11 protein-coding genes are annotated in these 13,586 nt (G+C 34.0%); 1 reads left to right on the forward strand and 10 read right to left on the reverse strand.

Going from position 1 to position 13,586, the window contains the following annotated elements; all coding sequences use genetic code 11:
* Positions 1-7 precede the first annotated feature (7 nt).
* The 5 genes from HN014_RS01275 to HN014_RS01295 all read right to left on the reverse strand — a co-directional run bounded on the left by HN014_RS01275 (position 8) and on the right by HN014_RS01295 (position 4,416).
* Entirely contained in the window at positions 8-1,870 is a 1,863-nt protein-coding gene (locus HN014_RS01275) for a lytic polysaccharide monooxygenase (protein WP_176027100.1), read from the reverse strand.
* Positions 1,871-2,162: 292 nt separating this feature from the next.
* Complete coding sequence (locus HN014_RS01280; protein ID WP_176027101.1) at positions 2,163-2,792, reverse strand: Crp/Fnr family transcriptional regulator; 630 nt, start codon at positions 2,790-2,792, stop codon at positions 2,163-2,165.
* Between the two features lie 125 nt (positions 2,793-2,917).
* Positions 2,918-3,535, reverse strand: coding sequence for a Crp/Fnr family transcriptional regulator (locus HN014_RS01285; protein WP_176027102.1), 618 nt, complete (start codon positions 3,533-3,535; stop codon positions 2,918-2,920).
* A gap of 398 nt (positions 3,536-3,933) precedes the next feature.
* Entirely contained in the window at positions 3,934-4,143 is a 210-nt protein-coding gene (locus HN014_RS01290) for a hypothetical protein (RefSeq protein ID WP_176027103.1), read from the reverse strand.
* Between the two features lie 36 nt (positions 4,144-4,179).
* Positions 4,180-4,416, reverse strand: coding sequence for a hypothetical protein (locus tag HN014_RS01295; RefSeq protein WP_176027104.1), 237 nt, complete (start codon positions 4,414-4,416; stop codon positions 4,180-4,182).
* A gap of 1,254 nt (positions 4,417-5,670) precedes the next feature.
* On the opposite strand from HN014_RS01295, the gene HN014_RS01300 reads away from it, so the two are divergent.
* The gene (locus tag HN014_RS01300; RefSeq protein WP_176027105.1) at positions 5,671-6,390 is read left to right on the forward strand and encodes an SDR family oxidoreductase; all 720 of its coding nucleotides are present in this window, start codon (positions 5,671-5,673) and stop codon (positions 6,388-6,390) included.
* Between the two features lie 174 nt (positions 6,391-6,564).
* On the opposite strand, the gene HN014_RS01305 is transcribed toward HN014_RS01300, so the two are convergent.
* The 5 genes from HN014_RS01305 to HN014_RS01325 all read right to left on the reverse strand — a co-directional run bounded on the left by HN014_RS01305 (position 6,565) and on the right by HN014_RS01325 (position 13,584).
* Positions 6,565-9,747, reverse strand: a complete 3,183-nt coding sequence (locus HN014_RS01305) for a TonB-dependent receptor plug domain-containing protein (RefSeq protein WP_217704356.1) — start codon at positions 9,745-9,747, stop codon at positions 6,565-6,567.
* A gap of 290 nt (positions 9,748-10,037) precedes the next feature.
* Entirely contained in the window at positions 10,038-10,802 is a 765-nt protein-coding gene (locus HN014_RS01310) for a hypothetical protein (protein ID WP_176027107.1), read from the reverse strand.
* Positions 10,795-11,511: a hypothetical protein gene (locus HN014_RS01315; protein WP_176027108.1), complete on the reverse strand. Its 717-nt coding sequence runs from the start codon at positions 11,509-11,511 to the stop codon at positions 10,795-10,797. Before HN014_RS01315 ends, HN014_RS01310 begins: the two co-directional genes overlap by 8 nt.
* Entirely contained in the window at positions 11,495-12,958 is a 1,464-nt protein-coding gene (locus HN014_RS01320; protein WP_176027109.1) for a hypothetical protein, read from the reverse strand. Before HN014_RS01320 ends, HN014_RS01315 begins: the two co-directional genes overlap by 17 nt.
* A complete protein-coding gene (locus HN014_RS01325) occupies positions 12,955-13,584 on the reverse strand; it encodes an HmuY family protein (RefSeq protein ID WP_176027110.1) in 630 nt (209 codons plus the stop codon). Before HN014_RS01325 ends, HN014_RS01320 begins: the two co-directional genes overlap by 4 nt.
* Positions 13,585-13,586 lie beyond the last annotated feature (2 nt).

Consider the following 13,586-nt stretch of genomic DNA (forward strand, 5'->3'; position numbering starts at 1 on the left):
AAAACAATTATTTTTTAAGAATTCTCTCTACATACACTTTTCCATCAATATATATTCTATAGATATATAGTCCTTTTTTAAGGGTAGATAAGTCTTGTGCAATAGATTTTTGGTTTCCTTGATATATTTGCGAATTCATTAATTTCCCGGTAATATCATACAAGTTTATTCGTATCGATTCAGCATTTTTATCTGCTACGCTAAAGTTAACAATTCCTTGTGTTACTGTAGGGAAAAGAGCATACAGTGCATTTGAATTACAATCACCTGTTTTTGTCCAGGCTTGTTGCCAATACGAACCTGTTCCAGGTGCATATGCCCAAGCTGCTGCAGAGGAGCACCAACCTGCAATCGTACACTTATATTTTCCTCCTGCGTTTTTCACTTCCTCACCACTGGTATAGGATGTTCCTGCAACATATTGTGATACTCCTGCACAACTTCCTCCTCCGGTATCTGTAAGTGTTGTTGCTGTTGCAGTATTACTAAAATCAGATTGATTGCCTGCTGCATCCTTCGCTTTTACTCTAAAAGAATATGTGGTACTTCCTGCTAATCCTGTTACCTGATATGATGTTCCGGATACAGTGCTGAGCACAGTACTTCCCTGATACACATCATACCCTATCACTCCTGTATCATCAGTAGCTGCTCCCCAGGAGAGATCAATAGTTGTTTGTGTAATATTTGATGTGCTCAAATTAGCAGGAACAGAAGGAGCTTGTGTATCTGAGCTTCCTCCATTACAATCTCCTGTTTTTGTCCAGGCTTGTCTCCAATAGGTTCCAGTACCGGGAGCATATGCCCAGGCAGATGCCGAGGAACACCAGCCGGCTACAGTACATTTATATTTTCCTCCTGCATGCTGCACTTCCTGACCTCGATTATAGGAAGTTCCTGCTGCATATCGTGAGATGCCGGAACAACTTCCTCCTCCGGTATCCTGAAGGGTAGTTGCCTTTGCAGAGCTACTGAAATCTGATAGGTTTCCTGCTGCATCTCTGGCTTTTACTCTAAAGAAATACTCAGTATTTGCTGCTAATCCAGTTACCTGATACGAAGTATCTGTCACTGTAGCTACATGTGTATTTGCTCTGTATACATCATATCCTGATACTCCTATATTATCGGTAGCTGCATCCCAGGCTAAATCAACTGTCGTTTGTGTCGCATTTGAAGCTCTTAAATTCGTAGGAATAGAAGGAGCCTGCGTATCCGTATCTCCTCCATCAAAATGAATATCACTGGTCGAATAAAATGCTTCTGCACTATCTGACCTTTGCCATACGCTATAGATAACGTGCTTTCCTGTTCTGGTTGGCAATGTTACCGGAATATTGACTATCCTTTCGGGACCACTCGGAGGTGTTCGTACCAAAAGTTCCAGGCTATCCCATGTCAATGGTTGTCCTGGGGACCAACTTTCTTTGGTTATGTATACTTCATAATACGCAGTTGCATGCGGAGCATGATTGGTCCAGGTAACAGTGAATGGTCCAGGAGAAACCAGGGTAGATAACCAATCAGATCTAACCTGATCCATCCCCCCATATTTATCTGGTCTTCCTCCACTCGCCAAATTACCATCTTTTACATACCTTCTATGATCTCCATTCGCATTGGCCTGATTAATCTCACTCCAATCGTATAAAGGCTGCGTACCATGAGAAGCTACCGCTGCAATACACGCTGCTGAATCCGGACTTTCCGGGTCTTCCTGAAAACAAGTCCAAATACGACTTGGAGGATAAGTTACTGTTCCATGAGGGAGAACAGGTAAAATTACAGATAGGAATAAAAATGTACAAATTAACTGCCGCCACGAGCAATTAATTGTACTAATTCTTGCTGAGTTTGTTGTTTTAAACATGGTTTTAATAGTTTTTGTGTTAGTAAGTTAACTTATTAATACGTTATATTATTATAATCCTTCGTGTTTAATTCCTACTTTAACACTTAACTAAACACACAAAAACCACTGAATATCAACAAATAACACAAAAAAAAAAACTATATTCACGATCCACTATTGAAACCAAATCACACTGTATTATTATAGGGTTCTTAAAACAATACTATGGATTCTTTCAGATGCCTCTTACACTAAAAGAGCATTCTTAAGACAAATAGGTCCCTCTGCTCAAAGAATAAAAACAAAATGTTTATTTTTTAAGGAAGATTACGTTTCTCTTATTTTCAATAACTCCTTTGATTTTTAACTTTTTCAGGTTTCTAATAACTGCTTCTCGAGAACAATTTAATTCTTCAGAAATTTCATGTTGTGAAATTGATAACTCCTGACTGTTGTATAAGTTAGATTTCGTCAAAAGATAGTTGTATAACCGTTTTTCCAAACCATCTTTTGTATATGATTCTATTGCTGTTAACATGGATGAATAATGATATTCCTGGGATTTGATAAAGCTTTTCCTAAAGGCTTCTGATTCCATTGAATACCTTCTTATATTATCCAGAGATATGAATAATATTGCAGATTCTTTAAGAGATTTACAAAAAAAATCAATAGAACTATTGCTCAATGAAGAGTTAATACTTACAATAGGAAGTTGTTCGCTTTCTAACCTATATAAAAACCTCCTTTTTTCATAATGTTTTAGGTAAAGCTCCAAAGAACCGTAGATTAAAAACTTATAAAAATTAGCGGTGTTCTCTTTAAAAGAAAAGAACTCTGTATCGTAATATTGTATGATGTTATCGGATTCAAACAAGAATGGAAATTTCTTGAAAACCGCTGATGTTTTTACTTGATCAGTAATTGTCTTTAAAATCATATGGTATATCTTATTAATGAAATAAATTAATTATAGAAAGACTTCTTCCTTGCATTATATAAGCATGGATGTCAATGCCGCACATATATCGGATACATTACAGACAATCCATAACAATTGGTTGTTTACACACTAAACCTGTTTAATACAATTTGCCCTCCACTAAGAGTTATTTGTTTGGTTGTTTTGAGCCTCTTCACAACTTTAAAAACAGTTGTTTTTGAAACTTGTAAATCCGAAGCGATTTCATTCCAGGGGATATAAAGTTTATTGGTGCCATAAATACTACTCTTTTTTAACAGATAATCAATAAATCGTTTTTCAATAGATGAACTAATGATCGTATCCATCGCTTGTAAGAGTTCCTGGTTATTATAATGATATGAAGATAACATCGTATTTTTTAATAATGGATAAGAATTACCTAACCTCAGAATATCGGTATTAGGCACCCATAACAAACGGCTATTTTTGATAGCAGTAACAGAAGTTCTTATTGTATCGTTATAAAAATTCATAAAACTTATAATTCCCTGACTTTTAGCATCAATATGATACAATAATAAAGGGTTCTCTCCTTTAAGTGTAACTTTGAATACCCCTTTCAAAATAAAAGCTGTGCTATTTTGATTTGCCTCCTGTGTACCAATAGACTCCCCGGGGGCATATTTCTTTTCTTCTCCTTTAATTTTTAATGTTTTATATAGTTTTGGATTCGTATCCAGTATATCTTTTAATACCATTCTTATCTTCTGCTGTTTTTATATACACACCCGGCTTTACCCAAGGATCGACAATGAATGATCTCGATCATCATTCTAATCGTCTAGAGGTATCCTTACATTTTTTTGTTATAAAAAAGTAATGTAATAAAACCACAATAGGCTGCGTCGTTGGTAATATTTATTAAAAAATGAATGTGATTACATTGAATTTCCTGAAGGAATTCAATACTGTATTTATACGAAAAATGATGCCTCTATATACTAAGAGGCATCATACAATTGGAGTTCTTAATAAAACACTGACTTTTAGGTTTTTGATCATCAAAAATGAATACCAAAACGCTTGTTCTATTTCTTTCTTTTAGGTAAACTAGTATAAAAATCCTTCAATTTTGAATATGATATGTGATAAAAAGCTATTCACAGATTGGGTCATTGTTACCGTATAATTGCCTTACAACTATTATATCTTGCTGGCTCAAACTCCCTGATTGAACTAATGGTACATCTATATATCCTCCATCCAATATTGCATGAACTTCTGTATTCATTATAGAAATTGGATCTTCAACCGCTGTCTCTGGGATGTGACTACTAGTTTGGGTCGTTTCGATTCGTGTGACCAAAACCTATATTATACCTATTTCATGTCTGAGTACAAATCATAAAATCTGTCTTCTTCTCGTTTCTGGCATAATTACATCAAATAAACCTGGATCAATCTCTATAAGTCTCCTCAGCTTTCCATCTCCGGTAGGAAATCTTCCCAGTTCTTCTTCTCTAATCTTTCTATTAATGACAATATCAGGAATGTTGTTTTGAATAGTTACTTCTCTAACCTCATCACAGCTCGATATAAACCCAAACCTTCTCTGTTTTGGTAACTGTTGTGTTTGCATCTAAAATTACCTAGGTAGAAACAATAATGTCTCCTTCTACTAAATATCCTTCTTTTTTCTGAAGAACTTCAAAATCTACAGTATTAAACCCTAACGCATTCAAGCCTTTTATGGTTTCTTCTGGGATATGACTTTCTTTTGTTGCATTTCTTCTCCTCCTTCAACAGGATCTGTTTCGCTCTGTACCATTAATAAAATTGCAAAAATATTTAGTTGTTTCATTTTTGATTTATTTTAAATATTAGATATAAATTGTTTTTGGTTTGACTAATTTTATAACTGATAACAACAGCTTTTTCGTCCGGAAAAATGAGTTTCTGCAATTACGATACTCGGCTGTTTTATGCTAATTTTATCAATTGGTTGTATGAGATTGTAAAATACGATCACTATCACCTCTCAAAGTTTTTACTCCATTTTCTTTCGTATGCCAATACACTTTATTTACCATTTTATCGCTTCAAGAAAGTGTATTGATAATTCTGGTTTTAGCAAATCATATAGTTCCTTAACATCCTAAGACATTACTAAATTATTAAATAAATACATCGATAAAGTAAAGGAGATCAAATAGTAAATAAAATCACACTTGTAGCATTAACACAAGCTTTTAAAGGAAGTTATAAGTTCAATTACTTTTAAATCATTTAATTATACACATCAAATCACAAACAAGAAATAAAAAACAGTAAAAACAGTACTGTTTAAACTCGTAAATATTTTTCTTTATATTTCAATTTTTAACAGCTGTTTAACCAAAATTTTACACTGATGATATTATTCAATCAAAAAATGTTAAACCGGTCTTAATACACAAGTAATTCCTCCATACATTCATCCGATTATTAAAAGCTAGTTAAACAAGATTTTATTTGAGAAATAACGGTTGTTTTGCTTGAGCCTTTTTCTTATAAAAAGGTATTTCTTTAATCAAGAAAAAAAACAAAAAACAGCTCTCAAAACAAACCATAAAACACTATTAAACAAACACGTAAAAGCACCATCAATATATACCCCATGCATACTTCTGTATTTAGTGCTTTACAAAAAATGAGAATTAAACCGTAGCTGTTCCCCCTCTATTAATCATCAGTACCAAATACTATAAAAAAACAAAATCCTCTTGCATAAAAATCATTGGTATGGTTTCTAAACGATTCACTATCTTAAAAAAATGTTGTAGTTCTAAAAAGTTGATTAACCCCATAAATAATATCGTATTTTTCCTAAAAAAAACGATTAATTTAATAGTCTATGGATTCATTCGCACTAATTACCGGCGCCAGTCGTGGTATTGGAAAAACACTCTCTTATTACTTTGCCGAACAAGGGTATTCTCTTATTTTAATTTCCCTACATCAAAATACCTTAGATAAGGTAAAAGCAGAAATACAAACAAAACACCCAGATGTAACAATCCAAACAGTCTCTATAGACTTTAGTAAGCCATTTGAGGTTTCTTCTAAAGCTCAATCAATTATTGAGCAATATTCAACTATTGATGTGTTGGTTAATAGTGCCGGAGTGCTATTTCCTGGGAATACAAGCTTAGCAGTAGATAAATTATCTGAGTTGATAAACGTAAATTTGATTTCTACGATAACAATATCCAATCTAGTGATAGAAAAAATGAAAAAACAAGGTTATGGAGAAGTGTATACCCTGGGGTCCATGGCTGGATTGGAAGCTGTTTCTAAAATTGCTGCTTATTCTGCTACAAAAGCTGCAATCGTTAGTTATAGTCAGTCATTATATCAGGAATTAACCCCTTTGAACATCCAGGTATGTTGCTTATGCCCTAGTGTCGTAAATACTGATATGACGAATGATGGGCGTATCTCAAATGATCTGAAAATTGAAACGAATGACCTCGCAAGCGCTATCCATTTTGTGCGTACTCTATCAACGGGTGCTAGTATGCCAATCGTACCCTTGCGCTGTAAAGTTATTGATTTAGAGAAACAACCTTCTTAATAAATCAATATCTCTGTATCAAAATTAAAATGGGCTATATTTTTAAAACATAGCCCATTTCATCGATAAAAAAATAGTGCAATCCTATTCCGTTTACCCCTCCTTACCGAGTAACAAAATTAGGAAGGTATCGTGTAGATATACATATTAAAACATAATTCTCTTTTTTGTTTTTTAAAACTTAAACCTAATAAACGCTCCAAAATTTCGAACAGGTAATAAGGAGCCGAATTCAAAAGCTCCTCCATTTCTGTTATTATAAGATCCATCTGGGTTTAAGTTATAAGGTAAACTTCTGTACAAGTACCCTAAATTTCTACCAACTAGTCCTAAACTCATCGTAGCAAACCTTGATTTTCTCAACCATTTTTCTGGCAGATTATAGGTTACCTTTATTTCTCTCAAAGCTATATAACTATTATCAAAAACCGCATCTTCTTTTACTCCTGCGTATTTTGTAAAACCTTCATAATAATCATTTGCCTTTAATGGTTGAAGTAAGTATTCTCCATTACTATCTGTTCCTATTCTTTCTCTTGCCTGTTCAAATGTTAATCCTCCCACATTTACTCCATGAAGGATCGTTTCGCTAGCAAAAACTCCTTCTGGTATGATTCCATCGAAACTTCTTATATAACTTATTTCATTTTCATCTGTTTCAGGATTATAATGAGTATCTGTTTCTACTCTTTCTACGCCACCATTTTCTTTTGTTCTTCCAAAGGCTGTGTTTTTTAAGGCTCCTCGGTTATATAATAATGCATAAGTTCCTGAGAGGATATCCCCTCCAAATTTACTATCCAATACAAAAGAGAATTCCAGATTTTTATACCTAAATACATTAACCATCCCTAATAGAAAATCGGGAGTAGCATCTCCGATTATTTCAGGTTTTCCACTGGGCAGATACCGCATATTTGCATCAAATACTTTATTTCCTCCTTCTCTTAAGTAAGAATAATTAGATACCATTGTTCCGAAACTGCCGGTCAGCGCTCCTCTGAGATTTACCTCTTCCTGCCCTAGTTGAGATTGCTGTACGCCGCCATTTATCTCTTTAAAACGATTTTTATTACTGGAATAATTAATGATGTTTTCCCATGTAAAATCAGGTGTTTCAATAATTTTTGAATGCAGCTGTACTTCCCATCCACTGTTTACAACATCAACTTCCATTTGTCTAATAATTGATTCATTATTTTCGAGAGGTGTTAATAGTTCATATAAGTGATTATTGGTCAATCTTGTATAATAAGCTGTCGATAGTTTTATTCGATCTTTAAAAAAATAGGTATCCAGTCCCCATTCATTTTCCCATGACTTCTCTACAGAAAACCCTATCTGATAGTCATTTTTTGCTCCAAAAACAGCATTTTGAGTATAATAAGGCTTCATAATAGTCTGATGAGAAGGGTATGGCAATTCCAAATCAGAATTCACAGGGTTCGAAATATGGTATAATCCTGTTACATTCCCGACTTTGGCAAAGTTTGTTTTTATAGATAGATTAGACATAAACCTAATCTCCTTATTGAGCAATTTTCTTACATCGTCCAATGCATTATATGAGACCCCAACTGCCGGATATGCTTGTTTTATTTCACTTAAATCTCCCAAAGATTTAAACGTCTTATTGATATGATATTTAAGCCCTAAATGCAGGAATAATTTTTCTCTCCATGAATTTGTATGGCTCAAATAAAAACCATAAATACTGTTTTGGTTTGCATTTTTTGCCTTGAAAGAACTGTTTAATATTCTTTGATCTGCCTGTCGATAGGTAGCTAAGACCTCTTTTTCAAACCCTCGATAAAATGGAATGGGTATGGATGTTTTAGGGATATAAGCTTCTCCTATAATACTTGAATTTGTATTAAAATAATCAAAGGAAAGTTCATTCTCTATTGTAAACTGATTAAATTGCAACTGTTGTTTAAATCCGATATAAAGGGATACTTCATCTGTTTTTTCTTCAGCCGTATTATAGTAGCTATGGGTATCTTCATCGAGATATAAAACATATTCTCTTCTATCGGAATCCAGGTCTCTAAAAAAACCGGGGGCTAATTCTTCTGTGCTAATACTATATCCTGAGTAACTCGTACTGGCATTTATAAAAAGTGTAGGTGTTAATTCATAATTAAGGCTAAAAGCCCCTCTAAATGTGGTATTTCTTTTTTCTGCTCTATGTCCATAAAGCCACCAGTTTGTCTGGTTTTCCAAAGCACTTTTCCCTACATTATCAGCAATATTAATCGGGGCATTAATAAATTGATTCCCTAATGAAGAAAATTTATGAGCTCCGATACTAGGAGCATTTCGACTTAGAGAGGAAATAAAAGACAACCTTGTACTTAATTGAAGTTTGTCAGATGCCTGAAGTATGTTCTTTAGTAAGAGGTTGTGTTTATCAAACGTATTTTCATGATAGTTTCCTTTATTCGCATGTAAGGTATAAGATAGGTATGACTTACTAATCTTGGTACCGTTTGATGCAGAAATATGGAGGGTTTGCGAATTCGCATCCTCGAAATGGTTTAAATAATTCTCACTTGCTTTTGTCAGTAAAAAAGAGCGTTTGTCATTTTTATCAATATCGTTGATATCTATAAGCTCTGGAGCTCCAAAGGTCTTTCCTATAGAATATCCTGCATTGGCATTAAAACTCCAGCCATTTTTTATTCGGTTGCCTTTAGTGGTAATTTCTACTACACCATTCAATCCTCTGGCTCCATACTTATTAGCATCCATCGCAGATTTTAGCACATTGATTTCTTCGATATCAAAAGGGTTTATATCTTTCAGAGCATTTCCCCAATCTTGTCCCCCATTAGCATTCGCTCCCGAGGATTCATTCGGGATAGGGATTCCGTCAATTACAAAAAGAGGTTGATTATTTCCTGCTATTGATTTTTGTCCTCTGATAATCATACTACTACCAGATGTAACTCCTCCCGCTGTAGCACTCATCTGCAAACCGGCAATCTGCCCTCTAAGAATATTGATCGGGTTAGCTTCTACCGTATTAATAACTGCTTTATTTCCCAATGTATTACTACTGGAAAAAACTTCTTTGGTTTTCTTATTCTCTTTAGTTCCTATCAACAAAACCTCCTCTATCTGTATACTCTCTAAGCTGATATTTTTAAAAGCAGTTGTCTTAAAATGAATTGTTTTTTGCTGATAGAATTTTGACAAAATAACAACTGTGCTAGGTAGTGTCTCTACCTCTAACTCAAAATACCCTAGCTTATTCGAAATCACTTTTTTGTTTGTATTAATTTCTTTCAGTACAACGCCTTCCACCGGTTGGGAAATACTATTGATAAGCTTTCCTTTAATTATGTGTTGTGACATACCATTCATACTATATAGCAATAGCAGTAACAGTAATATATGTTTTGTTTGTTTCATGGTATTTTATGAATACGTAATTTGTTTTTATATTGAAGTAATACCTTTTGATTTCAGTCAATTCTGTTCCTGGCTTAAGAGTTCGCCCTTAAGCTTATAACAGTGTTATGGTAATTATACAGCAATAGAATGATTGGCTATGGTTCTAATAATCTGGCGGAACGCTCTATTTGACTCCTCCATATGAGGCTACAACCATTTATGCGTTTCATGTACTTGCTTGTAGCTTACTTCTATTGATTATATTTATAAGTGAATGATTGTTTTTTTCCTGGAAAGATGTTCTTTTTTACCGGTACGTCATATAATGGATGAATATACCGATATGTCAATTCCTGTATTTCTCCATTATATTCTATGGTAGTGGATATATCTTCAGATTTAGGCAGCTTACTAATTCTCACTACATTATTATTACTGATGATCCTTGTGATATTTTCTTCCATACGTGGTAAGGGATAATTTAATAAACAGATTAATACTTCTTCCTGAATAGCATGATAGGGAGTCAACATGGAATCGTAAAAATAAAACACATTCCTATTATGGGAGTGTAAATAGCTCCTGACAATATTAGTGTTATCATCAAAAAACAAATCTAAATAATCTGAAATCACCATCACTCCTTCTTCGTTTTTTTGTAGATAATTAATCCTCCATGAAGTAGCCTTCTTTTCTAATTGTACTTCAGTATCATCACCCCATACGACTATATATCCATCATCTGTGATATGTACTGTTCTTTTATTAATAGTATTAATTTTTCCTTCCTGATATCGCAGGTTAAACAAATCACTTCCTCTGAGCCTTACTTTAGTGAGTTCTTGTTTATTCCCATACACGTATGACTCTATTACATTCTCCTGATCATCTTGCACTTCTAATAATCTAAAATCAGCAGCAATGTCTTTTCTATTTGTTTTTTGTATTTCCAGGTCTGTCTCACAAGCTATTATTATTAGTCCTCCTAGTATAGCTAAACTTATTTTTTTAATCATAATATTCAATTATAAATTGCGCGTCTCTGACTATTCCTCTATAAAAAATAACAGGTAGCCCATCATCATTAAATTCTTTTGTAATACCATAGGCATACCCTCCCTTATAATCTCGCGATGCATCAAACATGGCGACATTTACATACTTGACCTGATCTAAGGAAACCAAGGTTGAGCTCCCTCCTCCATGCCCTGCAAGTTCAAAAGAACTCTCCATACCAGCACATAAGATTAATGCTTCTCCTCCTTCTAGTTGGGTGAAAAAATTTATCTTATCAGGAAACAAAACTTCAGTTTCTGAGAGCGGTTCAACAATCTTAGAGTAATCTGGGTCTATATAGTCCGTAAGTTTCCCATGGGTATTAAACCTGCCTATTTTTTTGATTTTCATCTTTTTACTCTCCTCTGAATGATACACAAAAGAGTACATTTTTTTTAGTTTATGATCTAAGGTATACCTATCTCCGTAATGAATTTCTATTACCCTACCTAAATCATCATAAACAGGTTTATACTTATACAGATACAGCCCATGCGAATTAAAAAAATATTTAACTCTCCCTCTTTTATCAGGGATTTCATCATATCCATTTTCATAAGTACTTTCTTCTGAAATATCAATATGACTGTCTTCAGTAACACATCCTATAAAAAATAACATTACCAGTATTAGGATGATTTCTTTTATTGAATTATTTACCAATTTCATATGCTTTATTTATGTTTATATAATTAGTCAAGCTAGTATCATCGTTCTCTTTAGACTCATGAAGTAAATCGTAGATCTCTTTTGCTGATTTATTAGGTAGAGCAGACCATAAAGAAGCGATATTAGCTGTTAGAAAAATACTCCCTGTCGCTATAAAACTTAATCTTTTTCCACGGATGTCATCCACAGATTGATCAATACTAAAAAAATCAGGTTTAGAGCGTCCGTCAACTGTTTTTACTTCTTCAAAACTCCAAGCTTTTTGATACCCTTCCCCAAAGAATTTTTGTGAGATTCCACTTCCCACAATTGTATAAGAAGCATCAGTAGGGGGAGTCGGTACTTTTGTAGAAGGCATGGTATTTATTACAAGTATTCCTTTAGACATAGCAATGTTAACGGCTCTTGAGGAATAAGCTGTTTTACCATCCATTTTTTCGAAAGGTATATTTCTATTTGGATCATCAAAATGACTTCCAAAAATATTTCTCGAATTCACGATATGAACTCCTAAACTATCCGCTCTTTCCAAAGCACTAACCCATAGTAATTCATCAACAGCTTCTTCTTGATCAGAACTTTCAGGCACATACAATGCGTATTTTGCTTTACATGCCGGAGCGACAAATTGATCCGGAAGTATCGAAGCGCTAAACTCCAAATCTATATGCCCTTCCCATGATCGGGTATCCACTTCATGGTCTCCTCTATGAAAATTATACGTATCAATAATTTGACGTTGGTCTCCCAGGTGAGCTATAGCTTCCAAATTCGTTCCCTCTCCTTCTTGATCTATTTCAAAGTCTAATAAAAAGCCTTGTCCCATTAAGGCAATAGTAATTCCCTGTCCTAAAAACCCTTGTTGAGGCAACTCATTTTTATAAAACTCTAAGGTATTAAGGGCACTCCCAAAATTGATTTCAGTACCTGATAAGTATTCCGAATTACTAGCATAGCCCGTTAATTTTTGTGTTATTCTCTCCGTACTATTTGCTCCTTCTTCATAGGAATGCAGTTCTTTTCTTTCTCCAAAACTTTCAATCTTCTGGACAAAACCTAATGCTTCTAACTCCTTCTTATCAAAATCTTTACCTGTCGCAATTACCAATGCATTAAACCATCTTGTTGCAAACATTACTTCAATATCTGCTGTTGTTTTAATTTCATCGATATACTCCTGATAAACCGGGAGGTCTAATTGATCAGTAGTAATTGCATGTTTCGCTCTCTTATCTATTGCTTCTTTACTTAAAAAAGCTTCTTTTTTTGTTATATCCTGATTCCCTTTATCTTTAAAATGAATTAGGTAGAGTTCTGTTTTTATAGATGGAGGAGTTATTTGATCCTCATAAGCACTATATAATTCTGCATCTAAACTTGTATCTCTACAACCATAAAAATGGGTTAATAGTAGCAGTAAAATGATGAAAAAACAATTGGATTTCATGGAGTAAATTTATCTTGTTTATTAATGATTTGATATTCGAAAGTAAAGTAGTCCGGCCATCTCATTGTTTCCCAGCTTAACGAGTCAAACCCTTCATAAATATCCTTGTAACCGCTCAAAATCCTAAACTTTACATAATATTGACCATCAGCAGTGGTCATAAAAAAACTTCTGTTTTTATACGGTTTAAAAATGGCTGCATTAATAATTTCATACCAGGATTCAGTTCCTCTGGCATAGCCAAAGGCATATTTTTCATTTCCCTCATCACCAACTAAATTCAATGGGGCGGGTACATTAATAATAGTTTCGTAGTTTTCATCTATGATCATCCCTTCGGCCTTACCGGTTCTTTCTATGGGATCCGTATCTGCTCCTCCATTGATCAGCAGTTGATGCCTTTTAAAACCCAGATCCCAATTATTCCCCTCTGGTTTTTCTACAATTTTATTTTTTCTGAAATTAAAATAAGTTGGTTTGTTATAATTTACTGCTGCCAGATTCCTTACTAATACATTTTTATTAAAAATATCTTCTTTAAATTCAGGTATTTCTGTTGTCTCTTCTTTACTACAAGAAAAGAAGAGGCACATTCCCAACAGCATGGGTATTGTTATTATTTTCATCT

The sequence above is a fragment of the Aquimarina sp. TRL1 genome (genome assembly GCF_013365535.1).
Lineage (GTDB): Bacteria > Bacteroidota > Bacteroidia > Flavobacteriales > Flavobacteriaceae > Aquimarina > Aquimarina hainanensis.